We start from the raw sequence: 25832 nt of genomic DNA on the forward strand, positions 1-25832 counted from the left end.
CGAACGACCGTTCTTTTTGTGCAGGGAGAGTATCCCTACACTGCACTCATGAACATTTTTCTCGTCGGCGGTGCACTGCGCGACCGGCTGCTGGGCCGCCCCGTTTCCGACCATGACTGGCTGGTGGTGGGCGCCACGCCCGAGGCCATGGTGGCGCGCGGCTACCTGCCCGTGGGGCGCGATTTCCCCGTGTTTTTGCATCCGCGCACGCGCGAGGAGTACGCGCTGGCCCGCACCGAGCGCAAGAGCGCGCCGGGCTACCGTGGCTTCGTCGTGCATGCGGCGCCCGACGTCACGCTGGAGCAGGACCTGGCCCGGCGCGACCTGACCGTCAACGCCATCGCGCTGCCCGCCGAGCACGTGGGCGCCGACGGCAGCTTCGACCCTCGTCCCGAGACCCTGGCCGACCCCTTCCACGGCCAGCGCGACCTGCGCGACAAGGTGCTGCGCCATGTGACCGACGCCTTCCGCGAAGACCCGGTGCGCATCCTGCGCGTGGCGCGCTTTGCCGCGCGCTTCGACGACTTCACCGTCGCGCCCGAAACCATGGCGCTCATGCGCGAGATGGTCGCGGCCGGCGAGGTCGATGCGCTGGTGCCCGAGCGCGTGTGGCAGGAGCTCGCGCGCGGCCTGATGGAAACGCGCCCCTCGCGCATGTTCGAGGTGCTGCGCGACTGCGGCGCGCTCGCCGTGCTGCTGCCCGAGGTCGACCGGCTCTGGGGCGTGCCGCAACCGGCGCAGCACCACCCCGAGATCGACACCGGCGTGCACCTGATGATGGTGCTCGACACCAGCGCGCGGCTGGGCGCCACGCTGCCCGTGCGCTTCGCCTGCCTGATGCACGACCTCGGCAAGGGCACCACGCCCGCCGACATGCTGCCGCGCCATATCAACCACGAGCTGCGCAGCGTCGACCTGCTGCAGGTGGTGTGCGAACGCTGGCGCGTGCCGGTGGAGCTGCGCGAGCTGGCCGAGGTGGTGGCGCGCGAGCACGGCAACATCCACCGCAGCGGCGCGCTCGACGCGACGCCGCTGGTGCGCCTGCTGGAGCGCTGCGACGCCTTCCGCAAGCCGGCGCGCTTCGCCGAGGCGCTGCTGGCCTGCGAATGCGACGCGCGCGGCCGGCTCGGCTTCGAGGACACCGCCTACCCGCAGCGCCCACGCCTGCTCGCGGTGCTCGCCGCGGCCCAGGCCGTGGCCACCGACGTGGTGGCGCGCGAGGCGCAGCAGGCCGGCGCCACGGGGCCGCGCATCGGCGAGGCGATCCACCGTGCGCGCATCGCGGCCGTGAAGGCCTCGTTGCCGGCCACGGCCGACTGAATCCTCGCCATCGGCGCACGCCGGGACTTTGGCCGACACGCGCCGCGTGCGAGCCGTGCTATGGTTTTTCCCAATGCCAAAGTCCTCCAGCAGCAACGCCCAGTTGCCACCTCCGCCGGGCCGGGACGCCGCCCTTTTTCTCGACTTCGACGGCACGCTGGTCGGCCTCGCCGCCACGCCTGAAGCCATCGAGGTGCCGCCCGCCCTCGTGCCCCTGCTGAGCGACCTGCGCGACCTGCTCGGCGGCGCGCTCGCCGTGGTGTCGGGGCGCCAGATCGATGCCATCGACCGCTTTCTCGCGCCGCTGCGGCTGCCCGCGGCCGGCGAGCACGGCGTGCAGCGCCGCGATGCCAAAGGCGGCATGCAGGAGCAGCGCCCGCCCGACCTTGTGCCGATCCTGGACGTGGCCAACGAACTCGCGCGCATCCACGAAGGCCTGCTGGTCGAGCGCAAGCACGGCGCCATCGCGCTGCACTACCGGCTCGCGCCGCAGCTGGAGGCCGTGTGCCGCGACGCGATGGCGCGCGCCATCGAAGGCCGTCCGCAGCTCGAGCTCATGCACGGCAAGTTCGTGTTCGAGGTGAAGCCTTCGGGCGTCAACAAGGGCCTCGCGATCGAAGCCTTCATGACCGAAGCGCCGTTCGCGGGCCGCACGCCGGTCTTCGCGGGCGACGACACCACCGACGAGAGCGGCTTCGCCGTCGTGCAGCCGCGCGGCGGCGTCGCGATCAAGGTCGGCGCCGGGCCGAGCCTGGCGCTGCACCGGCTCGAATCGCCGCGCGCGGTGTACGAATGGCTGGTGCAGGCGCGTGACCTGCTGGCCGCACCCGACCATCCCCAGACACCACCGAGGAGCCCCGCATGAGCGAACAACAACTGCCGAAGGCTCCGGAGGACCGCGCGGGCAACGCCCTGGCCGGCGCGGCGGGCCCCGACGACCAGGCGCCCGTCGACGCCGCGAAGGTGGCAGCAGCCCCGCCGCGCGGCTTCGCGCCGCCGGCCGAGCCCTCGCTCAATGTCGGCGTGATCGGCAACTGCGCCTACAGCGCGCTCATCGACGCGCGCGCCCGCGCCGTCTGGTGCTGCCTGCCGCGCTTCGACGGCGACCCGGTCTTCAACGCGCTGCTGCACCCCGGCGAGGAGGCCGGCGCCTGGGCCATCGAGATCGAGGACTTCGCCTCCAGCAAGCAGTGGTACGAGCCCAACACCGCCGTGCTGCGCACGCAGCTGTTCGACAGCGCGGGGCAGGGCATCGAGATCACCGACTTCGCGCCGCGCTTTCACAGCCGCTCGCGCTACTTCCGCCCGCTCATGATGGTGCGCCGCGTGCGCCCCATTGCCGGCGCGCCGCGCATCCGCGTGGCGCTCGACCCGCGCTTCCAGTGGGGCGCCTCGGCGCCGACCGAGGTCACGCGCGGCAGCAACCACATCCGCTACGTCGGGCCCGATGTGACCTTGCGGCTGAACACCGACGCGTCGATCTCGCACATCCTGTCGCGCCAGCCCTTCGTGATCTCGCGTGAGTACAACTTCATGTTCGGCGTGGACGAGACGCTGCTCGAAGGCATCGCCGACACCGCGCGCAAGTTCGAGCAGGAAACCATCGCCTACTGGCGCACCTGGAGCAAGCGCCTGGCCATTCCCTTCGAGTACCAGGACGCGGTGATCCGCGCGGCCATCACGCTCAAGCTCTCGCTGTACGAGGACACCGGCGCCATCGTGGCCGCCATGACCACCAGCATCCCCGAGGCGCCGGGCAGCCAGCGCAACTGGGACTACCGCTACTGCTGGCTGCGCGACGCCTTCTTCGTGGTGCGCGCGCTCAACTCGCTGAGCGAGGTGGGCACGATGGAAGACTATTTGCGCTGGCTCGGCAACGTGGTGATCGGCTCGCACGGCGAGCACATCCAGCCGCTGTACGGCATCGGGCTGGAGCGCGAGCTGCCCGAGTCCTTCGTCGACGGCCTGCCCGGCTACCGCGGCATGGGCCCGGTGCGCGTGGGCAACCAGGCGCAGGAGCACTTCCAGCACGACGTGTACGGCAACATCGTGCTCGGCGCGGCGCAGGCTTTTCATGACCACCGGCTGCTGAGCCGCGCGGGCGTGGCCGAGTTTCCGCACCTGGAGGCCGTGGGCGAGCAGGCGGTGCGCGTGTACGGCACGCCCGACGCCGGCATGTGGGAGCTGCGCACGCGCGCCCGCGTGCACACCAGCTCGGCGCTCATGAGCTGGGCCGCCTGCGACCGCCTCGCCAAGATCGCGCGACGGCTCGAGCTGCCCGAACGCGCCGCCTACTGGCACGGCCATGCGGCGCGCATGAAGGAAGAGATTCTTGCCAAGTCATGGTGCGAAGAGCGCCAGGCCTTTGCCGAAAGCTTCGGCGGGCACGAGCTCGACGCGAGCATCCTGCTGATGGTCGAGGTGGGCCTGATCGATGCGCGCGACCCGCGCTTCATCTCCACCGTCGACGCCATGGAAAAGTCGCTGTGCGACGGCCCCTACATGCGCCGCTACGAAGCCGCCGACGACTTCGGCAAGCCCGAAACCGCCTTCAACATCTGCACCTTCTGGCGCATCGACGCGCTGGCCAAGATCGGCCGCAAGGCCGAGGCGCGGCAGATTTTTGAAACCATGCTCGCCGCGCGCAACCCGCTGGGGCTGCTGTCGGAAGACACGCACCCGGTCACGGGCGAGATGTGGGGCAACTTTCCGCAGACCTATTCGATGGTCGGCATCATCAATGCGGCCGTGCGCCTGTCCGCTCCCTGGGATTCGTGCATATGAGTCGTCTCGTCGTTGTTTCGAACCGCGTGGCCGACCCGCGCAAGCCCGCCGCCGGCGGCCTGGCCGTGGCCCTGGGCGAGAGCCTGCAGCAAAGCGGCGGCCTGTGGTTCGGCTGGAGTGGGCAGATCGTCGAAGGCGGGCCCACGGGCGAAGGCGAGATGCACAAGCAGCAGGCCGGCAAGGTGACGCTGGCCACGCTCGACCTGAGCCGCGAAGACCACGACAGCTACTACCTGGGCTACAGCAACGACGTGCTCTGGCCGGTGTTCCACAACCGCCTGGACCTGGCGCATTTCGATGCCGGCTTCATCGGCGGCTACCGGCGCGTGAACCAGCTGTTCGCGCGCAAGCTGATGCCGCTGCTGAAGGACGACGACATCATCTGGATCCACGACTACCACCTGATGCCGCTGGCGGCCGAGCTGCGCGCCATGGGCTGCAAGCAGCGCATCGGTTTCTTCCTGCACATTCCGCTGCCGCCGCAGATCATCATCGCGGCCATTCCGCAGCACGAGTGGCTGATGCGTTCGCTGTTCTCGTACGACCTGATCGGCTTCCAGGCGCAGCAGGACGTGCAACACTTCGAGCACTACGTGCGCAACGAGGCCCACGGCGAGTACCTGGGCAACGACATGTACCGCGCCTACGGGCAGACGGTGCGCTGCAACGCCTTCCCCATCGGCATCGACGTGGACGAGTTCGCGGCGCTCACGCACGCCAAGGAATCGCGCGACATGTACGAGACCATGAAGCGCGAGTACTCGAGCCGCCGGTTGCTGCTGGGCATCGACCGGCTCGACTATTCGAAGGGCATCCCGCAGCGCGTGCGCTCGTTCCGCGAGCTGCTGGCCAACTACCCCGAGAACCGCCGCAGCGCCACGCTGATCCAGATCGCCTCGCCCACGCGCGAGACGGTCGACGCCTACGCCGACATCCGCAAGGAACTCGAATCGTTGTGCGGCGCCATCAACGGCGACTACGGCGAGCTCGACTGGATGCCCGTGCGCTACATCCACCGCATGGTGGCGCGGCGCCGCGTGCCCGGCCTGTGCCGCGCGGCGGCCGTGGGGCTGGTGACGCCGCTGCGCGACGGCATGAACCTCGTGGCCAAGGAGTACATCGCGGCGCAGGACCCGGCCGACCCGGGCGTGCTGGTGCTGTCGCGCTTCGCCGGCGCGGCCGAGCAGTTGAAGGAAGCGCTGCTGGTGAACCCCTACGACACGCACGGCACGGCAGAGACGGTGCAGCAGGCGCTGCAGATGCCGCTGGAAGAGCGGCGCGAGCGGCACCAGAAGCTGCTGTCGCGCATCCGGGCGCAGGACATCCACTGGTGGCGGCGCACGTTCCTCGAAGCGTTGCGCGAGGCGGCGAGCGAGCGCTGATCGGGTCGGGAACCCGCGTCAGCCCAGCGGCACGCGGGCCCCGAACTTCGCGCGTTTGAGGCTGAAGAACGCCTTCACGTTGCGCACGTTGGCGTCGGCCGTGAACAGCCGCTGCGTCAGCGCGCCGTAGTCCGGCATGTCGCGCGCCACCACCACCAGCACGAAATCGGGCCCCGGCGACACGCGCCAGCACTGCTGCACGGCGTCGTCCGCGATCACGCGGGCCTCGAAGGCGTCGAGCGCGGCGGCGTCCTGCCGGTCGAGCGAAATCTCCACCACCGCCTGCAGGCCGTGGCCCAGCACCGTGGCGAGGCGGTCGGGCGAGAGCAGGGCGACCTGGCGCTCGATGAGCCCTTCCTGGCGCAGCCGCTGCACGCGGCGCAGGCAGGTCGGCGGCGAGATGCCCACCTCGGCGGCCAGGCGCTGGTTGGTCTGCGAAGCGTCGTTCTGGAGCGCGTCGAGCAGCTTGAGGTCGATGGCGTCGAGAGAGATTGATTCCATATTGGTTGAAATTATGGAATAAAACTCCATCTATGGGTTTGGGTGAAATAAAAGTCCGAAACTGAGGAAATTTAGACGCCATATTTCTTGGTCGTCTCCCTACCATCGAGCCCTTCTGTTCTTCAAGACAAGGTACATCCTATGTGCGGCATCGTCGGCGCAGCCTCCCATCGCGACATCGTTCCGGTCCTGGTCCAGGGCCTTCAGCGGCTCGAATACCGCGGCTATGACTCCTGCGGCGTCGCGGTGCATGCCGGCGGCCTGAGCCGTGCCCGCACCACCTCGCGCGTGGCCGACCTGCTGACGCAGGTGCGCGACGACAAGGTCGAAGGCCTCACCGGCATCGCCCACACGCGCTGGGCCACCCACGGCGCACCGGCCGTGCACAACGCGCACCCCCACTTCAGCCATGGCGTCGGCGCCGACGCGCCGGCCGCGCGCCCGGGCCGCATCGCACTCGTGCACAACGGCATCATCGAGAACCACGAGCCGCTGCGCGCCGCGCTCGAGGCCAAGGGCTACGTGTTCGAGAGCCAGACCGACACCGAGGTCATCGCCCACCTCGTCGACAGCCTCTACAACGGCGACCTGTTCGAAGCCGTCAAGGCCGCCGTGCTGCAGCTGCACGGCGCCTACGCCATCGCCGTCATCTGCCGCGACGAACCGCAGCGCGTGATCGGCGCGCGCGCCGGCTCGCCGCTGATCCTGGGCGCCGGCAAGGACGGCACCGAGAACTTCCTGGCCAGCGACGCGATGGCGCTGGCCGGCGTGACCGACCAGATCGTGTACCTCGAAGAAGGCGACGTGGTCGACCTGCAGCCCGGCAAGTACTGGATCGTCGACAAGAACCACAAGCCCGTCACCCGCACCGTGCGCACCGTGCACGCCCACAGCGGCGCGGCCGAGCTGGGCCCGTACCGCCACTACATGCAGAAGGAAATCTTCGAGCAGCCGCGCGCCATCGGCGACACGCTCGAAGGCGTCGAGGGCATCGTGCCCGAGCTGTTCGACGGCATCGGCCAGGACGGCGCCACCGGCGCTAGCGCGCACCGCGTGTTCCAGGACATCGACAAGATCCTCATCCTGGCCTGCGGCACCAGCTACTACAGCGGCTGCACCGCCAAGTACTGGCTCGAGAGCATCGCGAAGATCTCCACCCAGGTCGAGATCGCCAGCGAGTACCGCTACCGCGACTCCGTGCCCGACCCCAAGACGCTGGTCGTCACCATCAGCCAGTCGGGCGAAACCGCCGACACGCTGGCCGCGCTCAAGCACGCGCGCTCGCTGGGCATGGAACAGACGCTGACCATCTGCAACGTCGCCACCAGCGCCATGGTGCGCGAGTGCAAGCTGGCCTACATCACGCGCGCCGGCGTCGAAATCGGCGTGGCCTCGACCAAGGCCTTCACCACCCAGCTCGCGGGCCTGTTCCTGCTCACGCTGGCCATCGCGCAGTCCAAGAACCGCCTGAGCGCGCTCGACGAGGCGCGCTACCTGAAGGAAATGCGCCACCTGCCCGTCGCGCTGCAGTCGGTGCTCGCGCTCGAGCCGCAGATCATCGGCTGGGCCGAAGACTTCGCGCGCAAGGACAACGCCCTGTTCCTCGGCCGCGGCCTGCACTACCCGATCGCGCTCGAAGGCGCGCTCAAGCTCAAGGAAGTGACCTACATCCACGCCGAGGCCTACGCCGCCGGCGAACTCAAGCACGGCCCGCTCGCGCTCGTCACGAGCGAGATGCCCGTGGTCGCCGTGGCGCCGAACGACGCCCTGCTCGAAAAGCTCAAGAGCAACCTGCAGGAAGTGCGCGCCCGCGGCGGCGTGCTCTACGTGCTGGCCGACGGCGACACGCAGATCGCCAGCGGCGAAGGCCTGCACGTGATCCGCATGCCCGAGCACTACGGCGCGCTGTCGCCGCTGCTGCACGTGGTGCCGCTGCAGCTGCTGGCGTATCACACGGCGTGTGCGCGCGGGACCGACGTGGACAAGCCGCGCAACCTCGCGAAAAGCGTGACGGTGGAGTGAGCGTGCGTGGGCGGCGCGATCCTGATGATCTCGCCAAATAAAGTCTTGGACGCGCAAATAGCGTCGTAAATACTTTGAATTTGTTGATTTCCGTTTACGAGTAATCCACTCCTCCATGCGAACGACGGCCGCAAAAAATTGCGGCCGGTCAGTTCGCGATGGAAAGGTGGATCAAACGTCCACAGAAATCAACCTGAAGTGATCCGACGAGCTGGATCTTTTCGAAGCTGACGTCGAATGCAGCTTACAGAGGGGACAGCACCCAAGGGCTCCGCTCATCGGTCATGAGATCTTCGGCAATACCGATGATTCCGCCCAGCGTCATATTCTGACCCGCCCAGCTGGCCCGGCCGACGATGTAGCTCTTTGCAAACTGGGGCCAGGACGAAAAATTCGAGCGCAATTCCTTGTCTGCATGCGAAAGAATGCGATCGAATTCAGCCTGCTCGATGTATTTGCAGTCCAATGACATCCTCGCAACCGTGACCAAGCGGCCCAGATCCCAGGCAAGGATGCCGGCGCTGTAATCCTTGGGAAGGTACGAGCCATTGACCTTGTCTTCGAGAAGACGAAAAACGGATCGCAGATTCTCCAGCATCTCCATCGCCTGCGCCAAAGCCGAGAAAACGAGATCTTTTTCCTCACTCGGCCCCTGCGCAGCAATCTGCTCGCGCACCGTTTCCGGGGAGCCGTATCGACCGCTGGCGATCAAGGCCTCGAGAACCTCCTGGCGCTCCTCTCCTGAAGCACCATCGCTGTAAATACGAAAAACAATGTCGTAAAAAAAACGATGGCCATGGCGACCGAGTGACGCCAGGGTTTCAGCAGCCTCCTGGGGCGAGCGTATGCCCCAGTGCGAGCCAAGTCCCTCGGAGAGCGCATCGTCAGACAACCCCGTTGCGTAGCTGTCGCAATACGCCATGATCTGTTCGGAGTTGATGAGCCCCGCTTGAAGTGCGCGCTGCGCGGCCGGATCCGCTGCGGCCCCATCGGGGCAGTTTCTGTATTTTTTGCCAGAAACTATCTGGAACAACTTCTTCAAGAAACCCATGGGTCAGATTTGCTTGAAGGTGGCATTGACGGCGCGATGCTTGAGCGCATTCACAAGAACTTCAAAGTCTGAATCCTTCACCATGTGAATGGCATCGAACTCGTGCTTCTTGGGTACCATCGACGGCGTGCTGATTTCTATTGTTTTCTCTGCACTCGATGTGGAGGTTTCCGGGATGTCCGTGATGGTGACTTGATTGATGGCGTCATAGCCCACGGTGGTCAGTACGCCCGAGAATTTCTTGACGGTCGTGAAAGACATGCCCTTTTCATCAAGAACAATGCTGGCGCCCTGGCTGTTGGCTGCGCGCTTCTTGAAAAGTGTTCCGACCGTAAGGTACGTGACGTAAGCCCCGATCAACATGAGAACGCCATTGGCCACGCCGGTCGGCAGGTGAAGCCGAAGGGTGCCTATTTTCAGATCCGCAATCGGATAAAAAATGGCGGCAATGATAATTGCCGGGCCAATCAGGCCGAAAACGTACTCGAGAATCGAGTACTCCATCTTGTAATTGATGGCGTGCATGTAGCATTTTTCCTTATAGTTGATTTGGCCGGGCGATCGCCCGGTAGGTAGTCGGTCCTGCAAAATTCCTCCAACCCCCGGACTAATGTAACAAATCGCGTCTTGGCGCCGCCGGCCTGCTGTACCTCCAATGCGCCTGCAGAGGCTTCGCCTGCCTTCGTGCGCAACACGTGCATCGCGATGGCGGTAAGCGCACTTCTGGCTGCTTGCGGTTCACACGATTCCCAGCCGCCCGAGCGAACGCGACCCGCGCCTGCTGCCCCCACCACGGTGATGCTGCCGCCCGTCGCGTACGGGCATGACCAGGGCCGCCAGCTGTCTGAAGCCGATGACGCGTGCGGCGTGCCGGGCCCGCTGCGTCAGGCCGTGCAAGATCAGTTGAAGGCGCGGTATGAGGTTGTGCGCCCCGTGCCGGGTCCCGGCAGGGAGGCCGCCCTTGTGCTGAAGATCGACATCATGGACATCGTGACCGTCAGCGCCGGTGGCCCCACGATCGTGGTCATCCATGCGGTGCTTGAACGACCGGGACTGCCACCTGCGCGATTCAAAGCCCTGCGCCAAGTGCACATCCCCTACGCGGATATCACGGCGGAGACGACCGAATGCAGCGCAATGGACGCAGTGATTCAGGGGTTGGGCGTGGACGTTGCGACATGGATGCGCAAGCCGGAGGACGGGGTGTCTCTGGTGAACGGAGAGCGAGTGTGGTCTTCGACTGGATGGGGTCAGGTCAGCTCCTCGCGCACGCGACCAAGCGACCACGCGACCACGCCGCTTCATGGACAAACGGTAATGAAGCGCAGGCCTTTCCCGCTTCCACCTGGGCTAGGATTTGTGTCGCACGCCCCTGCATTCCAGGGGCCGCAACGTGAGCACAACCGCACAGCCATCCATGGGTATTTCTTGCCGTGGCCGCACCGACTGACGTGCTCGGCCCCACCGTCATCTGGAACTGCCTCATCGTCGAGGACGATGCCGACAACGCGCGCTACATCGCCGAAGGCTTCCGTTCGCTCGGCCATGTGGCGGTGATCAGCCGCGACGGCGCGGATGCGTTCGCGCGCGCCACGGGCGAGACGTGGGACCTCGTCATCCTCGACCGCATGCTGCCCAACGACGTGGACGGCCTGTCGATCCTCACCACGATGCGCGCCCTCGGCAAGAAGACGCCGGTGCTGGTGCTCAGCGCATTGAGCGCGCTCGACGAGCGCGTGCGCGGGCTCAAGGCCGGCGGCGACGACTACCTGGCCAAGCCCTTCGCCTTCTCCGAACTCGCGGCGCGCGCCGAGGCGCTGGTGCGGCGATCGCGCACCGGGCCCGAGATCCGCACGCTGCAGCTGGCCGACCTCACGCTCGACCTGGCGCGCCGCCACGTGGAGCGCGGCGGCCGGCCCATCGCGCTGCAGCCGCGCGAGTTCAGGCTGCTGGCCTACCTCATGATGCATCCGGGCCAGGTGGTCACGCGCACCATGCTGCTCGAGGCCGTGTGGGACTACCAGTTCGATCCGCAGACCAACGTGATCGACGTGCAGGTGAGCCGCCTGCGCGGCAAGCTCGATGCGGGCGGCGCGCCGACGCTGATCCACACCGTGCGCGGCGTGGGCTACACGCTGGCCGCGCCGCAATGACCCGGGCCCTGCGCCAGCTGTGGCGCTCGGTCGGCTTCCGGCTCGCCTTCTACTACGGACTGCTCGTCGCGATCACCATGCTGGCCGCGTTGGCCATCGTCTACATGCAGACCGTCGGCGTGCTGCAGCAACGCATGGTGCGGCAGGTGGCCGCCAGCATGCAGCAGCTGGTGGTGCGCTACGAAGCGCGCGGCGCCGAAGGCGTGGCGGGCGAGATCGCCCATGCGCTTTCCGACGGCCGCAACTCCGACAACGAGATCTACCTGCTCACCGACCGCGAAGGCAACAAGCGCGCGGGCAACCTCGACCAGATGCCCTCGCTGGCGCCCGACGCCGGCGACGGCGTGCACCGCCGTGTGGTGCGCGCGGGCCAGACCGTCATCGCCTACCTTGTGATGCGACCGCTGCCCGACGGCGGCATGCTCGTGGTGGGGCACGACCTGCGCGACCAGGAGTCGATCGAATCGCTGGTGGCCAGCGCCAGCGCGGCGGCGGGCATCGTGGCGGTGCTGCTGCTCATCGGCGGCACCTTCGTCTTCCGCCAGGAGCTGGAGCGCAGCGTGGGCGCGGTGCGGCGCACGGCCGCGCGCATCGCGGCGGGCGAGCTGCAGGAGCGCGTGGCGCCTTCGGGGCAGGAGGACGAGTTCGCGCTGCTGGAAGGCGACATCAACGCGATGCTCGACCGCATCCAGTCGCTGATGGACGGCGTGCGCCACGTGTCCAACACCATCGCGCACGACCTGCGCACGCCGCTCACGCGCGTGCTGGTGCGCCTGCGTGCGGTGGAGGCAGGGCTCGGCGACGCCCACCATCCGCAGCGCGAGCCCGTGGCCACCGCCATCCGAGAGCTCGAGGAACTGGCGGTGATGTTCGAGAAGCTGCTGCAGATCGCCGAGGTCGAGGCCGGCGCGCGGCGCCAGCAGTTCGCGCCGGTGGCGCTGCATGTCATTGCCGACGACGTGGCGGAGCTGTACGAGGCGGTGGCCGAGGTGCGGGGCATCGCGCTGCTGCGCGAGCCGGCCGACCGCGCCGTTGCGCTTGGTGACCGCGACCTGCTCGCGGGCGCGGCGGCCAACCTGCTCGACAACGCGCTGAAGTACGGCGGGGCCGGCGCCACCGTGCGCATCGGCACGCACACGGTCGACGGACGTGCGCAGCTCTTCGTGCAGGACGACGGCCCCGGCATTCCGAGCGCCGAGTACGAGCGACTGGGCGTGCGCTTCCATCGGTTGGACCACAGCACGCCGGGCCACGGCCTGGGGCTCGCGAGCGTGCAGGCGGTGGTGGCGCTGCACGGCGGTCGCCTGCAGTTCAGCGATGCCCGCCCGGGCCTGCGCGCGTGCATCGACCTGCCGACCGCGGACGCCTGAGCGGCGCCTTCTTCGTCTCCTCGCGCCTCGAACATTGCCGAATGGCAATGCTTTGTTCATACACACCTCCGCGCTGAATTCCTAGGATCGCTGACGCACATCCTGTGCCGATCAACGCAGTTCCAGGAGACATCAACGGTGAGAATCAAGAGTCAGAGAGACTTCTGCTCGGGCGTGCTTTTCAGCGCCTTCGGCGTGGCCTTCGCATGGGGCGCCACGACCTACAACGTGGGCACCGGCGCCCGCATGGGCCCCGGCTACTTTCCGCTCATCGTGGGCATCCTCATCGCCTGCATGGGCGTGCTGATCACGTTCAAGGCCCTCACGGTCGAGACCGCCGACGGCGAACCCGTGGGCCGCATCGCATGGAAGCCGCTGCTGTTCATCATCGGCGCCAACCTGATCTTCGGCGTGCTGCTCGGCGGCCTGCCGAGCATCGGCCTGCCGTCGATGGGGCTCATCGTCGCGATCTATGCGCTGACCTTCATCGCGAGCCTGGCGGGCGACAGCTTCGGCTGGAAGGGCGTGACCCTTCTGGCGACCGTGCTCGCGCTCGGCAGCTACCTGGCCTTCGTGGTGGCGCTGAAGCTGCAGTTCCAGGTGTGGCCCACCTTCATCGCCGGCTGACCCGCGCAGAACAACAAGAAATCCAAGAGAACAATGGACCTGATTACCAACCTCTCGATCGGCTTCGGCGTGGCCTTCACCGCGCAGAACCTTGTCTATGCTTTCGTCGGCTGCCTGCTGGGCACGCTGATCGGCGTGCTCCCGGGCATCGGCCCCGTCGCGACCATCGCGATGCTGCTGCCCGCCACCTACGCGCTGCCGCCCGTGTCGGCGCTGATCATGCTGGCCGGCATCTACTACGGCGCGCAGTACGGCGGCTCCACCACCGCGATCCTGGTGAACCTGCCGGGAGAATCGTCGTCGGTGGTGACCGTGATCGACGGCTACCAGATGGCGCGCAAGGGGAGGGCCGGGCCGGCGCTCGCCGCGGCGGGCCTGGGCTCGTTCTTTGCGGGCTGCGTCGGCACCTTGATCCTTGCGGCCTTCGCACCGCCGCTGACCGAGCTGGCCTTCAAGTTCGGCCCCGCCGAATACTTCTCGCTGATGATCCTGGGCCTGATCGGCGCCGTGGTGCTGGCCTCGGGTTCGCTGCTCAAGGCCATCACGATGATCCTGCTCGGACTGGCACTGGGCCTCGTGGGCACCGACGTGAACTCGGGCGTGGCGCGCTACAGCTTCGACATTCCCGAGCTCACCGACGGCATCGGCTTCATCGCGATCGCCATGGGCGTGTTCGGCTACGGCGAGATCATCGCCAACCTGGCCGTGCCCGAGCAAGAGCGCGAGGTGTTCACCGCCAAGGTCAAGGGCCTGTGGCCCACCAAGGAAGACTTCCGGCGCATGACGCCCGCCGTGCTGCGCGGCACCGCGCTGGGTTCTGCCCTGGGCATCCTGCCGGGCGGCGGCGCGCTGCTGTCGGCCTTCGCGGCCTACACCATCGAGAAGCGCATCAAGCTCAAGCAGGGCGAGGTGCCCTTCGGCAAGGGCAACATCCGCGGCGTGGCGGGGCCGGAGTCGGCCAACAACGCCGGTGCGCAGACCTCGTTCATTCCGCTGCTGACGCTGGGAATTCCGCCCAACGCCGTGATGGCGCTGATGGTGGGGGCGATGACGATCCACAACATCCAGCCGGGTCCGCAGGTGATGACCAGCAACCCGGAACTCTTCTGGGGCCTGATCGCCTCGATGTGGATCGGCAACCTGATGCTCATCGTGCTGAACCTGCCGATGATCGGCATCTGGATCAAACTGCTGACCATTCCCTACAAGTGGCTCTTTCCGTCGATCGTGCTGTTCTGCGCGGTGGGCGTGTACTCCGAGAACAACAACACCTTCGACGTGTGGATGGTCGCGATCTTCGGCATCGTGGGCTACCTGTTCCTGAAGCTCAAGTGCGAGCCCGCGCCGCTGCTGCTGGGCTTCATCCTCGGGCCGATGATGGAAGAGAACCTGCGCCGCGCGCTGCTGCTGTCGCGCGGCGACTGGAGCGTGTTCGTCATGCGCCCGCTGTCGGCGGGGCTGCTGGCCGCGGCGGCGCTGCTGCTCATCGTGGTGCTGCTGCCTTCGGTGAAGGCCAAGCGCGAAGAAGCCTTCGTCGAGGAGTGATGAGGCGGCTGTGGCGCGGCGTCAAAGCCGCGTCATCCGCCGAACAGGCGCCGCATCCACCCCATCTTGACCTGCCCCGCGGCGCCGCCTTGCTGCACCGCCTTGCGCACCTGCGCATGCACCAGCACCTCCGCGGACGAATCCGTCGTGTGCAGGTGCGCTTTCACGGTCGGCACGTACGCGCCGTCTTCGTGGCGGATGTGGTTGAACAGCCACCGCGAGAGCATGTCGTGCAGTTCGGCCAGCACCTCTTCGCCGTGCTCGAAGCGCGTGCGGAACTCGGTGACGCGGCGCACGAAGATCTCGTGCACCTTCCGGTGCGGGCCGGTGAAGGGGTAGCCCGCGTCCTCGATCATGGCCTCCTCGAACGCGAAGTGCGAGGCGGTGTAGTCGATGGTCTCTTCGATGATCCGGCCCACGACTTGGCGGTCGTTCGTGCGACGGGCATCGTCCAGCGCATTGATGTACTGCACGATGCGCTGGTGCTGCGTGTCGATCTCATGGATCCCCGTATTGAGCTCGGTCTTCCATACAAGGTGGGCCATGGTCTTCAGAACTTTGCAGGTGGATGTAAAAGTCCAGTATCGGCAGCCGAAAGCGGCGCGCGGTTGATCTGAATCAAGCGCGTCGGTGCGGTGAAAGAGAAAGAAAGACAATCGGCCCGTGACGCCCGCCGAAGACCCCCAGAACCCGCCCGCTGCCGTGGAGCCCCGGCCGTTGCCGCTGGTCGTGCGCTGGCTGCTGATGGTCTTCGCCGCGCTGTGCCTGGTGCTGGCCGCGATCGGCGTGGTCGCGCCGGGCATGCCGACCACGGTCTTCGTGCTGATGGCCGCCTGGGCCGCGGCGCGCAGCTCGCCGCGGCTGCACCGCTGGCTGCTGAACCACCGGCTCTTCGGGCCGCTGCTGCGCAACTGGGAAAACGGCCGCACCGTGAGCCGGCGCGCCAAGTGGAGCGCCACCGCGGCGATGGCGTTCTGCGCGGTCGTCATCGTGTTGACCGCGCACAAGCCGTGGCTCGCAGGCGTCGCCATCGGCTCGATGGCGGTCGTGCTGGCGTGGCTGTGGCGGCGGCCGGAGCCGCCGCAGGGCGGCTGATCAGCCCTTGGCCAGCTCGGCGCAGATCGCCGGGTTCCAGTGGAAGCTGCGCGCCTTGTAGGCCGTGTCGAAGATCACCTTGTAGCGGCAGCTCGTGGCACCGCCGCCCGAGCGGAAGTGAAAGACATAGTCCCACTCGCGCACGGCGGCCATGCCTTCGTCGAAGTGCGGGCGGCCGATCAGCGCGTACAGCTGGTCCTTGGTCGCGCCGGGGCCGATGGCGCGCAGGTTCTCGCGGTTCGGAAAGCTGCCTTCGGTCTGCCACGTTTGCTGTTGATCGGCGCCGGGCCAGACGAGTTCGGTGGCCTTGCCGTCGCTGTCGATGCCGCGGCTCACGTACGAGGTGCAGCCGGCGAGCGTGAGCAAGGCCAGCAGCGCGGCGGTGGGCAGAAAAGAGGTGCGTGTCATGAAGGAGGAATGCGTGGGGCCTGGAGCGATGGCGGTTCTGGGGTTCATGCGGCTCACCACTGGTAGCCCGCGCCGGCCGAGACGCCGACGCGGCCGCGCGAGTTGGCCGAGCCGGTGAACTTCATCACCCACTTGCCGTTGTCCGAGATGCTCGAGAAGCCGACCGCGAGGGCGCTCTGGCCCTCGTAGCCGGCGATGCCGGCCGCGATCATGTTCTTGCCCGGCATGTAAGCCTGCGGCATGCCGGCCATGGCCATCGCACCGGCGGTGCCGGCGTTGGCGTCGCGCTGGTTCACGCGGATGGCGTCGCGCCACTGCGCACTCTGTGCGTTCAGCTGGTTGACGTTCACGGCATCCGTGCCGGCCACGCCGGGCGCCACGTTGGACACGGTGGTGCCGTTGGGCGCCTGTCCGTTGCCCAGCACGATCTGGTTGTGGTTCACGCTGCCGTCCACGTTGGTGACGTAGTTGACCGCGCCGGCCTGCACGGCCTGCAGCTGGCGCACGTTGACCGCGTCGGTGGCCTGCGTGCCGCCCGCCACGTTCGTGATCTGCCGTTCGCCGCCCGCGCTGCCGACCGAGACCGCGCCCTGCGTGGAGCCCACGGCGACGTTCGAGAAGCGCTCTTGCTGGCCGCCCATGCCCGCGCGGTCGGCGGTGGCGCCGGCGCCGAGTGCCACGCCATTGACGGCGCTCGCTGTCGCGCCCGTGCCGATGGCCACGGCGGACGTGGCCGATGCGGTGCTCTGGCGGCCCACGGCCACGGCCGACTCGGCACCCGCGGTGGCGCGGTCGCCCACGGCCACGGCGCTGTCGGCCAGTGCCTGCGTGTTCGCGCCCAGCGCGGCGGCGTTGATGCCGTCGGCAATCGCCTTGTCGCCGGCCGCCAGGCTGCTCTTCTTGCGCGCCTGCGTGTTGGCGCCGAGGGCGGTCGAATTGATGTCGCTCGCGGTGGCGCGGTCGCCCACTGCGACGCTGCTGGTGGCCACGGCCGTGCTGTTGGCGCCGATGGCCGTGGCGTTGGTGCCGAAGGCCTGGGCCACGTTGCCCACGGCCGTGCTGCTGACGCCCGCGGCCACGGTGGTGGAGCCGATGGCGGTGGCGTAGGTTTCGGTGGCGCGTGCGTCGGAGCCCGCCGCCACGCTGCCGAAGCCGGTGGCCTTGGCCGCCGTGCCGCCGAGCAGCAGCGCGTCGCCGCCAAGGTTGCCGCTCACCATGCCTTGCAAGGCCGCGGCATCGGGGCCGCCGTTCACGGGGTCGGTCGGTACGCCGGTGATGAGCGCGAAGCCGCCGCTGCCGTTGGGCACCTGGCAGGCCCACGTGGGACCGGCGCCGCCCGAGCTGCAGACCGCGCCCGAGCCGGTGGTGTAGCTGGTGCCGCCCAGGCTCACGTCGGCCCAGGCCGACGGGCCCGTAAGGCCGGCGGCCAGTGCGAGCACGGCGCCCGCGATGCCCCTGGTTTTCTTCTTGCAGACGAATGCGGCGCGCGCACCGCCCCCCACGTGCTGTGTGACGTGTTCCATGGTTCTCTCTTCTCCCTGAGATGGCGCCTGATGGCGCGCTTGATGTGTGACGCTTCGACTGTATGAACCGCAGGGCGCGTGAACCTAGGACCTAATTCACAATAAATGTGAAGGTACCGAAAGCAAATGTTGCTTTGCATCGCACATTCACACTTCAGGAGATCGCATGAAACCCCAGCCCATCGAGCACGCCGCCGCTTCCGACGAGGTCCGCGCGGTGTTCGACGACATCAAGGCGTCGCGCAACGTGCCCGACGTCAACAATTTCTGGAAGTACCTGGCCAATGACCCGGCCACGCTGAAGCGCACCTGGGCCAGCCTCAAGGAGGTGATGGCGCCGGGCGCGCTCGACCCGGTGGTCAAGGAAATGATCTATCTGGCGGTGAGCGTCACCAACAACTGCGGCTACTGCATCGCGAGCCACCACGCGGGCGCGGAAAAGGCCGGCATGACGCCGGCCATGTTCGCCGAGCTGATGGCCGTGGTCGGCATGGCGAACGAGACGAACCGGCTGGTGAACGGCTACCGCGTGCCGATCGATCCGGCGTTCGACAAATAAGCCCGCTCAACCGATCGTCATCAGGCTCGCATTGCCGCCGGCCGCGGCGGTGTTCACGCTGAGCGCGCGCTCCAGCACCAGGCTTTCGAGCGGGATGCCGGTGTCGCCCGGTGCGAAGCCGCGCACGCCGACGATGGGGCCGGGCCGCGCCGCCACCTGCTGCAGCACGCCGGCAAGGTGGCTGGCGTCGCCGTGGTGCAGCACGGCATCGAAGACCACGGTAGGCGCGCGCCAGTCGTTGGCGAGCACGACCGCGTGGCGCGCCTCGTCGGGCAGCGCGGCCAGCAGCGCGTGCGCGCCGGGCGCGTCGGCGGGCCAGATGGCGGTGCTGCCGACAGACAGCACGGCCGCCAGCTGCACGAGCCGGTCGGCCTCTGCATCGGCGAGGCACAGCACGGCCTCGCGCGGCTGCAGCGTGTAGATGTTGCGCTCGCCGGTCGGGCCGGCCAGCGTGCGTGCGCGGCCCACGTGGGCCAGGCCGGCGAAGCGGCGGCACTGCGCGGTCAGCGCGTCGCGGCCCGTGTCGCGCGCCCAGCCTTCGAGCGCCGCGAGGCCGGCCGATGGTGAGACGGGAGCGTCGTCCGCCACGGCGCGCGCCAGCACGTCGTCCGGCCGTGCCGACAGCAGGCGCGCCATGTATAGCGGCCCGCCGGCCTTCGGCCCGGTGCCCGACAGCCCTTCGCCGCCGAAGGGCTGCACGCCCACCACGGCGCCGACCATGTTGCGGTTCACGTAGACGTTGCCGGCCTGCGCCTGCGCCACCACCTGCGCGATGGTCTCGTCGATGCGCGTGTGCACGCCCAGCGTGAGGCCGTAGCCGCTGCCGTTGATCTGGCCGATGAGCGCGCCCAGGTCGCGGCGGCGGTAGCGCAGCAGGTGCAGCACGGGGCCGAACACCTCGCGCTGCAGCTCGCCCAGGTGTTCCAGCTCGACCAGCGTGGGCAGCACGAAGGTGCCGTGGCGCGTGTCGTGGCCGAACTCGCGGCCCTGGCGGAACACGCGCCGGCCGCGCCCGCGCATGCCGGCGATGTGGCGCTCGATGCCGTCGCGCGCCTCGTCGTCAATGACCGGGCCCACGTCCACCGCGAGCCGCGCGGGGTTGCCGATGCAGCTCTCGGCCATCGCGCCCTGCAGCATCGCCACGAGGCGGTCGGCCGCTTCTTCCTGCACGCACAGCACGCGCAGCGCCGAGCAGCGCTGGCCGGCGCTGTCGAAGGCCGAGGCCATCACGTCGGCCACCACCTGCTCCACCAGCGCGGACGAGTCCACGATCATCGCGTTCTGCCCGCCGGTCTCGGCGATCAGCGGCACCGGCGCGCCGTGCGCACCCAGGCGCGTAGCCAGCGTCTTCTGCAGCAGGCGCGCCACCTCGGTCGAGCCCGTGAACATCACGCCTTGCACGCGCGCGTCGCCGACCAGCGCGGCGCCGACGGTCTCGCCGCGCCCCGGCAGCAGCTGCACCGCGGCGCGCGGCACGCCGGCCTCCCACAGCACGCGCACCGCTTCGGCCGCGACCAGCGGCGTCTGCTCGGCCGGCTTGGCCAGCACCGGGTTGCCGGCCGCGAGCGCGGCGGCCACCTGGCCGGTGAAGATCGCCAGCGGAAAGTTCCACGGGCTGATGCACACCACCGGCCCGAGCGGGCGGTGCGTGGCGTTGGCGAAGTCGGTGCGCGCCTGCGCCGCGTAGTAGCGCAGGAAGTCGACCGCCTCGCGCACCTCGGCGATGGCGTTGGCGCCGCTCTTGCCGGCCTCGCGCATCAACAGGCCGAGCAGGCGCGGCTGCTGCGCTTCGAGCGATGCGGCGGCACGGTCGAGGGCGGCGGCGCGCTCGGCGGGTGGCGTGGCGGCCCACGCGGCGGCGACGGCTTCGGCCTGCGCAATGGCCGAGGCCACGTCGCCCGGCACCGCGTCCTGCACCTGGCCGACGAGGTCGCGGCGGTCGGCGGGGTTGCGCACCTCGGCCCAGGTGCGGTCGGCTTCGTCTTCGGCGCGTGGCGCGGCGAGCATCGGCGTCGCGCGCCACGGTTCGCTCGCGCTGGCCTGCAGCGTGGCCGCGAGCGCATGCAACGTGGCTTCGCTCGCGAGGTCCAGGCCTTGCGAGTTGGCGCGCTGCGCGCCGTAAAGCGCGGCCGGCAGCGGAATGGCGGCGTGCGGCAGGCCCATCGCGCCTTCCTGCGCGGCCATGCGCTCGACGGTCGCGACCGGGTCTTCCACCAGCGTGTCGAGCGGAATCGACGCGTCGGCGATTCGGTTCACGAACGAGGTGTTGGCGCCGTTCTCCAGCAGCCGCCGCACCAGGTAGGCCAGCAGCGTCTCGTGCGTGCCCACCGGCGCGTAGATGCGGCAGGGCCGCCCGAGCGGGCCCACCACCTGCTCGTACAGCGGCTCGCCCATGCCGTGCAGGCACTGGAACTCGTACTGGCCCGGCGTGTAGCGCGACGGGTCGGCCATCGTGTAGATCGCGGCCAGCGTGTGGGCGTTGTGCGTGGCGAACTGCGGGTACACCGCGTCGGGCGCGTCGAGCAGGCGGCGTGCGCACGCGAGGTACGACACGTCGGTGTAGGCCTTGCGCGTGTAGACCGGGTAGCCCGCCAGCCCGTCGAGCTGCGCGCGCTTGATCTCGCTGTCCCAGTAGGCGCCCTTCACCAGGCGCACCATGAGCCGGTGGCCGCTGCGGCGCGCGAGGTCGATCACCCAGTCGATCACGAAGGGGCAGCGCTTCTGGTAGCCCTGCACCACGAAGCCGATGCCCTGCCAGCCCGCCAGCGCGGGCTCGAAGCACAGGCGCTCCAGCAGGTCGAGCGAGAGTTCGAGCCGGTCGGCTTCTTCGGCGTCGATGTTCAGGCCGATGTCGTAGTGCAGCGCCAGCAGCGCCAGGTCGCGCAGCACCGGGTACAGCTCGGCCATCACGCGCGTGTACTGCGCGCGGCTGTAGCGCGGGTGCAGCGCCGACAGCTTGATCGAGATGCCCGGCCCGCCGTACACGCCGCGCCCGTTCGAGGCGCGGCCGATGGCGTGGATCGCGTCTTCGTAGGCGGCACGGTAGCGGCGCGCGTCGTCGGCCGTGAGCGCGGCCTCGCCGAGCATGTCGTACGAATAGCGAAAGCCCTGCGCCTCCAGCGTGCGCGCATGCGCCAGCGCCTGGGCGATGGTTTCGCCGGTGACGAACTGCTCGCCCATCATGCGCATCGCCATGTCCACGCCCTTGCGGATCAGTGGCTCGCCGCCCTTGCCGATCAGCCGCGTGAGCGTGGCCGACAGGCCCGTCTCGCTGTGCGTGGCCACCAGCCTGCCCGTGAGCAGCAGGCCCCAGGTGGCGGCGTTGACGAACACCGAGGGGCTGTGCCCCGCGTGCGCCTGCCACTGGCCCTGCGCGATCTTGTCGCGGATGAGCGCGTCGCGCGTGTCGGCGTCGGGAATGCGCAGCAGCGCCTCGGCCAGGCACATCAGCGCCACGCCTTCCTGCGACGACAGCGCGTACTCCTGCAGCAGGCCCTGCACGAGGCCCGAGCGACCGCCGCCGTTCTTGCGCTGGCGCAGCTGGTGGGCGATGCGGTGGGCGAGGGCGTGGGCTTCGGCGGCCTGGTCGGCGGGCAGCCGGGCCTGGTCGAGCAGCGGCTGCAGTGCCTCGGCTTCGGGCGGCCGGCAGGCGGCGGTGATGCGGGCGCGCAGCGCGGACGGCGCGGCGGGGCCGTCGGCGAAGGTGGCGAAGGTCGAGGGCAGGGGGGCGGGATCGTTGGCGCTCATGGTGCGTCGGTGGTGGTGATGTGTTGGATGATTTCAGCGATTGGCATGAATATTTCTCCAAAGAACAGTCACTTCGGCGAGCAAGTCTCTGCGGACTGGACGACCGGCTTTCGCCCCGGGGTTGACGAAATTTCTATTTCATTGGATATTTCATCCAATATGAAAGAAGAATCAGCGTCACCCCCCAGCCTCAACGACCGCATCGCCCAGCGTGTGCGCGCCCTGCGCGCCGCGCGCGATCTCTCGCTCGACGCCCTGGCCACGCACTGCGGCGTCAGCCGCTCCATGATCTCTCTGATCGAGCGCGGCGAGAGCAGTCCGACGGCCGTGCTGCTCGAAAAACTCGCGACCGGCCTGGGCGTGCCGCTGGCCTCGCTGTTCGAGTCCGACGCGCCGGCCGCCAGCCCGGTGTCGCGCCGCGCCGACCAGCTCGAATGGCGCGATCCGCATTCGGGCTACCTGCGCCGCAACGTCTCGGCCGGCGGCGACGCCTCGCCGATCCAGATCGTCGAGGTGCTGTTTCCGCCCGGCGCGCGCGTGGCCTACGAAACCGGCGCGCGCGAGCCGCGCATCCACCAGCAGGTGTGGGTGCTCGAAGGCTGTATCGAACTCGCGGTCGGCGACCAGCAACACCGGCTCGAAGCGGGCGACTGCCTCGCGCTCGTGCTCGACCAGCCGACGAGCTACTTCAACCCCACCCGCGAGACGGCGCGCTACGCGGTCGTCATCACCAGCACGCCTTCTCACGCCAACCGGAAATGACCATGACTGCTGCCACCACTCCGCGCCTGCGCGCCCTGTCCACCGTCAGCGAGGCCGAGCTGAACGCGCTGGCCGACGTGCTCATCGACTGCGTCGAGGGCGGCGCCTCGGTGAGCTTCATGCAGCCGCTAACGCCCGAGCGCGCGCGGGCCTTCTGGCGCCACGTGGCCGACGGCGTGGCGCGCGGCGAGCGCGAGCTGCTCGTGGCCGAGGACGACGCAGGCATCGTCGGCACCGTGCAACTGGTGCTGGCACAGCCCGAGAACCAGCCGCACCGCGGCGAGGTCGCGAAGATGCTGGTGCACCGCCGCGCGCGCCGCCACGGCCTCGGCGCGCTGCTGATGAAGGGCGCCGAACAGCGCGCACGCGACCACGGCAAGACCCTGCTGGTGCTCGACACCTCCAGCCCCGAGGCCGAGCGGCTGTACACCCGCTGCGGCTGGCAGCGCGTGGGCACCATCCCCGGCTACGCGCTGCTGCCCGACGGCACGCCGTGCGGCACCACCTACTTCTACCGCGCGCTCGGCGACTGACGGCCGTGCGGTCTACAGTCGGCCGGTCCGTTCATTTCTCATCGCCATGAAACACCCCTTCGCCGAACTGATCGACCTGCACTGCGAGCAAGCCTCCGCCGGCGCCAGCACCATGACGCTGGTGGTCGCGCCGCAGCACCTGAACCCGCACGAGGTGGTGCACGGCGCCGTGCTCTATGCGCTGGCCGACACGGGCATGGGCACGGCGCTGTACCCCACGCTCGAGGCGGGCGAGATCTGCGCCACCATCGAGATCAAGATGAACTACTTCAAGCCCGTGTTCGAAGGCCAGGTCGTCTGCAGGACCACGCTGCTCAACCGCGGGCGCACTGTCGCCAACCTGGAGTCGCGGCTGTACGTGGGCGAGGTGCTCGTGGGGATGGCGAACGGCAACTACGCGATCTTCCGGCGCAGCCGCGCCGAGGGCTGATGTTCATGGCGTGACGCCGCAGGTGCGCTGGCCTGGCGCCGGCACGCGGACCGGGGCCACCGGCGTCGCCGCCCGCTTCGCTGCTGCCACATGCAGCAGCAGCGCCACCACCACCATCGCCACGCCGACGATCTCGTGCGTCGCGGGCGGCTTGCCCAGCGCCACCCCCATCAGCAACGCCGACACCGGCACGAAGTTCAGGAAGGCCGTGCCCGTGACCGCGCCGAGCGCGCGCACGCCGTGGTTGAAGGCCAGCACCGCGAGCGCCGACGGCACCAGCCCCACGTACAGCAGCACCTGCCACGACAGGCGCAGCCCCTGCGCATCGGGCGCGGGCGATGCGCCCAGCACGGTCATGCCCACCGCCACGGCCAGCAGCAGCGGCCACGAGGCCAGCACCGTGAGCGCGGTGTAGTCCACCGTGTCCAGCGTCGGGAAGCGCGCCGCGCCGCGCGTGTAGACCACCCAGCCCAGGGTGCCGACGAAGGCGATGGCGTCGCCGAGCAGCGTGTCGTGCGACAGGCCTGCGCCACCGGGTGACAGCAGCCCGGCCACCGTCGCCACGCCGGCCAGCGCCAGTGCGGCAGTCAGCAGCGTCGTGCGCGTCGGGCGCACGCCGTCGAGCCACCAGCGCAGCAGCTGCGTGGTGATCGGCGTGGTGGCGATCAGCACCGCGCCGTGCGAAGGCACCGAGTGCGAGAGCCCGACGAACAGCAGGATGCTGAACACGCCGAAGCCCGCAAAGCCATGCAGCGCCAGCGGCACCGCGTGCTCCCGCAGCTTGTGCCAGCCGCCGCTGCCGCGCAGGCCCAGCAGCGCGGCGAATACCAGCGCCGACAGGGTGTAGCGGATGAGCGTGAGCCACACCGGCGCCACGTGCTGCAGCACGCCCTTGCCGACGAGGAACAGGCTGCCCCAGCTGGCGGTGGCGAAGAGCAGGGCCGCGATGCCCGGCAGGCGTGAGGAAGGGGAGGACACGGGAAAACCTTTCAAGAAAAAAGAGGGAGCGCGTGGCCTCAAGGATGGGGACGGCCCGCCGCGAAGGCCATTCGTTTCTTTGGACAGGGGCTTCCGAAAAAGCGAACGGACCGCCGCGCCGCACGCGCTCACAATCCGCGGTCATGGAGCTGTACCAACTGAAGACCTTCGTCGCCATCGCGAAGGAGGGCAACCTGACCCGCGCCGCCGAGCGCGTGTTCACCAGCGCCCCGGCCGCCAGCGCCCAACTCAAGGCGCTCGAAGACGAGCTCGGCGTGCGCCTGTTCGAGCGCACGCCGCGCGGCATGTCGCCCACCGCGGCCGGCCAGCGCCTGCTCGAAGAGGCCGAGCGCACGCTGGCCTCGGCCATGCGCATGCAGTCGGCCGCCGACCAGCTGCGCGGCGCGGCGCAGGGCGTGGTGCGCTTCGGCACGGTGGTCGATCCGGTGGCGCTGCGCCTGGGCAGCGTGCTGGTCACGCTGGCGCAGCAGCATCCGCAGGTCACGCTGCAGCTCAAGCAGGGGCTGTCGTACGAAACCCTGGCGGCCGTGCAGCGCGGCGAACTCGACTGCGCCTATGTGCTCAGCGATGCCGAGCGGCTCGAAGGCTTCGAGCTGCGGCGCCTGGGCGTGGTCGACCTGGCCGTGGGCCTGCCGCTGGCGGTGGCGCAGGCGCACCCCGAGCTCACGCTCGCGCAGCTCACCGACCTGACCTGGGTCGGCACGCCGCCCTCGTGCATCCTGCGCGCGCACCTCGAAAAGCTGTTCGCCTCGGCCGGGCGCGACTACCGCCAGGGCGTCACCGCCGACGGCGAGAGCGCCATCCGCAGCATGGTCGCCAGCGGCATGGGCGCGGGCCTGATGCGGCTGGACCAGGCCGAGCAAGGCGAGCGCCAGGGCGAACTGAAGATATGGAACGGTTGGCGCTCACACACGTGGCTGTGCTGGGTCGCGCCGGCCAGCGGCCAGCGCTCGGCGGCGGTCGAGGCCGTGCGCGGCGCGGTGTTCGACGCCTGGGCCTGACCCGGACCTGGTGCGCCCCG

At 69.0% G+C, this 25832-nt stretch carries 23 protein-coding genes; 15 read left to right on the top strand and 8 right to left on the bottom strand.

Features of this window, described 5'->3' with window-relative positions:
- The first annotated feature begins 48 nt into the window (after positions 1–48).
- From AC07XP_RS16530 to otsA, 4 genes are all read left to right on the top strand, one after another.
- Positions 49–1320 (top strand): multifunctional CCA addition/repair protein, encoded by a 1272-nt coding sequence (locus AC07XP_RS16530; protein WP_070060069.1) that lies wholly within the window; start codon positions 49–51, stop codon positions 1318–1320.
- A 73-nt stretch (positions 1321–1393) separates the two neighbouring features.
- On the top strand, positions 1394–2185 hold the full coding sequence (otsB, locus tag AC07XP_RS16535; RefSeq protein WP_447741195.1) for a trehalose-phosphatase: 792 nt from the start codon (positions 1394–1396) through the stop codon (positions 2183–2185).
- A complete protein-coding gene (locus AC07XP_RS16540; RefSeq protein WP_495265282.1) occupies positions 2182–4104 on the top strand; it encodes a glycoside hydrolase family 15 protein in 1923 nt (640 codons plus the stop codon). The genes otsB and AC07XP_RS16540 overlap by 4 nt, the downstream gene beginning before the upstream one ends.
- Positions 4101–5486 (top strand): alpha,alpha-trehalose-phosphate synthase (UDP-forming), encoded by a 1386-nt coding sequence (gene otsA / locus AC07XP_RS16545; protein ID WP_495265283.1) that lies wholly within the window; start codon positions 4101–4103, stop codon positions 5484–5486. The genes AC07XP_RS16540 and otsA overlap by 4 nt, the downstream gene beginning before the upstream one ends.
- 18 nt (positions 5487–5504) lie before the next feature.
- Here otsA and AC07XP_RS16550 read toward each other — a convergent pair whose 3' ends face one another.
- Positions 5505–5987, bottom strand: a complete 483-nt coding sequence (locus tag AC07XP_RS16550; protein ID WP_495265284.1) for an Lrp/AsnC family transcriptional regulator — start codon at positions 5985–5987, stop codon at positions 5505–5507.
- Positions 5988–6128: 141 nt separating this feature from the next.
- On the opposite strand from AC07XP_RS16550, the gene glmS reads away from it, so the two are divergent.
- A complete protein-coding gene (glmS, locus tag AC07XP_RS16555; protein WP_062481190.1) occupies positions 6129–8009 on the top strand; it encodes a glutamine--fructose-6-phosphate transaminase (isomerizing) in 1881 nt (626 codons plus the stop codon).
- A gap of 244 nt (positions 8010–8253) precedes the next feature.
- Here the strand turns inward: glmS and AC07XP_RS16560 are convergent, their stop codons facing one another.
- Together AC07XP_RS16560 and AC07XP_RS16565 are read right to left on the bottom strand one after the other, a co-directional pair.
- Positions 8254–9060: a DUF1266 domain-containing protein gene (locus AC07XP_RS16560; protein ID WP_495265285.1), complete on the bottom strand. Its 807-nt coding sequence runs from the start codon at positions 9058–9060 to the stop codon at positions 8254–8256.
- A 3-nt stretch (positions 9061–9063) separates the two neighbouring features.
- Positions 9064–9585 carry a hypothetical protein gene (locus tag AC07XP_RS16565; protein WP_495265286.1) on the bottom strand — a complete coding sequence of 174 codons (522 nt, stop codon included), beginning with the start codon at positions 9583–9585 and terminating at the stop codon, positions 9064–9066.
- 944 nt (positions 9586–10529) lie between these two features.
- Between AC07XP_RS16565 and AC07XP_RS16570 the strand changes: the two genes are divergently transcribed.
- From AC07XP_RS16570 to AC07XP_RS16585, 4 genes are all read left to right on the top strand, one after another.
- Positions 10530–11213 carry a response regulator transcription factor gene (locus AC07XP_RS16570; protein WP_062481198.1) on the top strand — a complete coding sequence of 228 codons (684 nt, stop codon included), beginning with the start codon at positions 10530–10532 and terminating at the stop codon, positions 11211–11213.
- The gene (locus AC07XP_RS16575) at positions 11210–12583 is read left to right on the top strand and encodes a sensor histidine kinase (RefSeq protein WP_495265287.1); all 1374 of its coding nucleotides are present in this window, start codon (positions 11210–11212) and stop codon (positions 12581–12583) included. The genes AC07XP_RS16570 and AC07XP_RS16575 overlap by 4 nt, the downstream gene beginning before the upstream one ends.
- A 138-nt stretch (positions 12584–12721) precedes the next feature.
- Positions 12722–13210, top strand: coding sequence for a tripartite tricarboxylate transporter TctB family protein (locus AC07XP_RS16580; protein WP_492733992.1), 489 nt, complete (start codon positions 12722–12724; stop codon positions 13208–13210).
- A gap of 33 nt (positions 13211–13243) precedes the next feature.
- On the top strand, positions 13244–14755 hold the full coding sequence (locus AC07XP_RS16585; RefSeq protein WP_495265288.1) for a tripartite tricarboxylate transporter permease: 1512 nt from the start codon (positions 13244–13246) through the stop codon (positions 14753–14755).
- Positions 14756–14787: 32 nt separating this feature from the next.
- Here the strand turns inward: AC07XP_RS16585 and AC07XP_RS16590 are convergent, their stop codons facing one another.
- Positions 14788–15300, bottom strand: coding sequence for a bacteriohemerythrin (locus AC07XP_RS16590; RefSeq protein WP_095743662.1), 513 nt, complete (start codon positions 15298–15300; stop codon positions 14788–14790).
- A 118-nt stretch (positions 15301–15418) separates the two neighbouring features.
- Here AC07XP_RS16590 and AC07XP_RS16595 point away from each other — a divergent pair, with 118 nt between their 5' ends.
- The gene (locus AC07XP_RS16595; protein ID WP_062481178.1) at positions 15419–15850 is read left to right on the top strand and encodes a YbaN family protein; all 432 of its coding nucleotides are present in this window, start codon (positions 15419–15421) and stop codon (positions 15848–15850) included.
- On the opposite strand, the gene AC07XP_RS16600 is transcribed toward AC07XP_RS16595, so the two are convergent.
- Both AC07XP_RS16600 and AC07XP_RS16605 read right to left on the bottom strand, forming a co-directional pair.
- Positions 15851–16258, bottom strand: a complete 408-nt coding sequence (locus AC07XP_RS16600; RefSeq protein WP_159273917.1) for an outer membrane protein assembly factor BamE — start codon at positions 16256–16258, stop codon at positions 15851–15853. It lies immediately after the preceding gene.
- Between the two features lie 53 nt (positions 16259–16311).
- Positions 16312–17781, bottom strand: coding sequence for a YadA family autotransporter adhesin (locus tag AC07XP_RS16605; protein WP_495265289.1), 1470 nt, complete (start codon positions 17779–17781; stop codon positions 16312–16314).
- A gap of 166 nt (positions 17782–17947) precedes the next feature.
- Between AC07XP_RS16605 and AC07XP_RS16610 the strand changes: the two genes are divergently transcribed.
- On the top strand, positions 17948–18340 hold the full coding sequence (locus tag AC07XP_RS16610) for a carboxymuconolactone decarboxylase family protein (RefSeq protein WP_062481171.1): 393 nt from the start codon (positions 17948–17950) through the stop codon (positions 18338–18340).
- A 6-nt stretch (positions 18341–18346) separates the two neighbouring features.
- On the opposite strand, the gene putA is transcribed toward AC07XP_RS16610, so the two are convergent.
- On the bottom strand, positions 18347–22087 hold the full coding sequence (gene putA / locus AC07XP_RS16615; RefSeq protein ID WP_495265290.1) for a trifunctional transcriptional regulator/proline dehydrogenase/L-glutamate gamma-semialdehyde dehydrogenase: 3741 nt from the start codon (positions 22085–22087) through the stop codon (positions 18347–18349).
- 159 nt (positions 22088–22246) lie between these two features.
- Between putA and AC07XP_RS16620 the strand changes: the two genes are divergently transcribed.
- Genes AC07XP_RS16620 through AC07XP_RS16630 form a run of 3 tightly spaced genes read left to right on the top strand, consistent with a single transcriptional unit; the run spans position 22247 to position 23812 of the window.
- The gene (locus AC07XP_RS16620) at positions 22247–22849 is read left to right on the top strand and encodes a helix-turn-helix domain-containing protein (protein ID WP_495265291.1); all 603 of its coding nucleotides are present in this window, start codon (positions 22247–22249) and stop codon (positions 22847–22849) included.
- 2 nt (positions 22850–22851) lie between these two features.
- Complete coding sequence (locus AC07XP_RS16625) at positions 22852–23382, top strand: GNAT family N-acetyltransferase (RefSeq protein ID WP_495265292.1); 531 nt, start codon at positions 22852–22854, stop codon at positions 23380–23382.
- Between the two features lie 46 nt (positions 23383–23428).
- Positions 23429–23812, top strand: a complete 384-nt coding sequence (locus AC07XP_RS16630) for a PaaI family thioesterase (protein ID WP_307695542.1) — start codon at positions 23429–23431, stop codon at positions 23810–23812.
- Between the two features lie 3 nt (positions 23813–23815).
- Here the strand turns inward: AC07XP_RS16630 and AC07XP_RS16635 are convergent, their stop codons facing one another.
- Positions 23816–24790, bottom strand: coding sequence for a DMT family transporter (locus AC07XP_RS16635; RefSeq protein WP_495265293.1), 975 nt, complete (start codon positions 24788–24790; stop codon positions 23816–23818).
- Positions 24791–24933: 143 nt separating this feature from the next.
- Here AC07XP_RS16635 and AC07XP_RS16640 point away from each other — a divergent pair, with 143 nt between their 5' ends.
- On the top strand, positions 24934–25812 hold the full coding sequence (locus tag AC07XP_RS16640; RefSeq protein ID WP_495265294.1) for a LysR family transcriptional regulator: 879 nt from the start codon (positions 24934–24936) through the stop codon (positions 25810–25812).
- Positions 25813–25832: the final 20 nt, after the last annotated feature.

The organism is Variovorax sp. GW531-E2, assembly GCF_059423125.1.

Bases quoted from the DNA above. Each gene is read 5' to 3' on its own strand.
- AC07XP_RS16550 (WP_495265284.1), bottom strand. From the start codon at position 5,987: ATGGAATCAATCTCTCTCGACGCCATCGACCTCAAGCTGCTCGACGCG.
- AC07XP_RS16620 (WP_495265291.1), top strand. From the start codon at position 22,247: ATGAAAGAAGAATCAGCGTCACCCCCCAGCCTCAACGACCGCATCGCC.
- AC07XP_RS16630 (WP_307695542.1), top strand. From the start codon at position 23,429: ATGAAACACCCCTTCGCCGAACTGATCGACCTGCACTGCGAGCAAGCC.
- AC07XP_RS16585 (WP_495265288.1), top strand. From the start codon at position 13,244: ATGGACCTGATTACCAACCTCTCGATCGGCTTCGGCGTGGCCTTCACC.
- AC07XP_RS16610 (WP_062481171.1), top strand. From the start codon at position 17,948: ATGAAACCCCAGCCCATCGAGCACGCCGCCGCTTCCGACGAGGTCCGC.
- otsB (WP_447741195.1), top strand. From the start codon at position 1,394: ATGCCAAAGTCCTCCAGCAGCAACGCCCAGTTGCCACCTCCGCCGGGC.
- AC07XP_RS16575 (WP_495265287.1), top strand. From the start codon at position 11,210: ATGACCCGGGCCCTGCGCCAGCTGTGGCGCTCGGTCGGCTTCCGGCTC.
- glmS (WP_062481190.1), top strand. From the start codon at position 6,129: ATGTGCGGCATCGTCGGCGCAGCCTCCCATCGCGACATCGTTCCGGTC.
- AC07XP_RS16625 (WP_495265292.1), top strand. From the start codon at position 22,852: ATGACTGCTGCCACCACTCCGCGCCTGCGCGCCCTGTCCACCGTCAGC.
- AC07XP_RS16565 (WP_495265286.1), bottom strand. From the start codon at position 9,585: ATGCACGCCATCAATTACAAGATGGAGTACTCGATTCTCGAGTACGTT.
- AC07XP_RS16560 (WP_495265285.1), bottom strand. From the start codon at position 9,060: ATGGGTTTCTTGAAGAAGTTGTTCCAGATAGTTTCTGGCAAAAAATAC.
- AC07XP_RS16540 (WP_495265282.1), top strand. From the start codon at position 2,182: ATGAGCGAACAACAACTGCCGAAGGCTCCGGAGGACCGCGCGGGCAAC.
- AC07XP_RS16640 (WP_495265294.1), top strand. From the start codon at position 24,934: ATGGAGCTGTACCAACTGAAGACCTTCGTCGCCATCGCGAAGGAGGGC.
- otsA (WP_495265283.1), top strand. From the start codon at position 4,101: ATGAGTCGTCTCGTCGTTGTTTCGAACCGCGTGGCCGACCCGCGCAAG.
- AC07XP_RS16605 (WP_495265289.1), bottom strand. From the start codon at position 17,781: ATGGAACACGTCACACAGCACGTGGGGGGCGGTGCGCGCGCCGCATTC.
- AC07XP_RS16530 (WP_070060069.1), top strand. From the start codon at position 49: ATGAACATTTTTCTCGTCGGCGGTGCACTGCGCGACCGGCTGCTGGGC.
- putA (WP_495265290.1), bottom strand. From the start codon at position 22,087: ATGAGCGCCAACGATCCCGCCCCCCTGCCCTCGACCTTCGCCACCTTC.
- AC07XP_RS16600 (WP_159273917.1), bottom strand. From the start codon at position 16,258: ATGACACGCACCTCTTTTCTGCCCACCGCCGCGCTGCTGGCCTTGCTC.
- AC07XP_RS16590 (WP_095743662.1), bottom strand. From the start codon at position 15,300: ATGGCCCACCTTGTATGGAAGACCGAGCTCAATACGGGGATCCATGAG.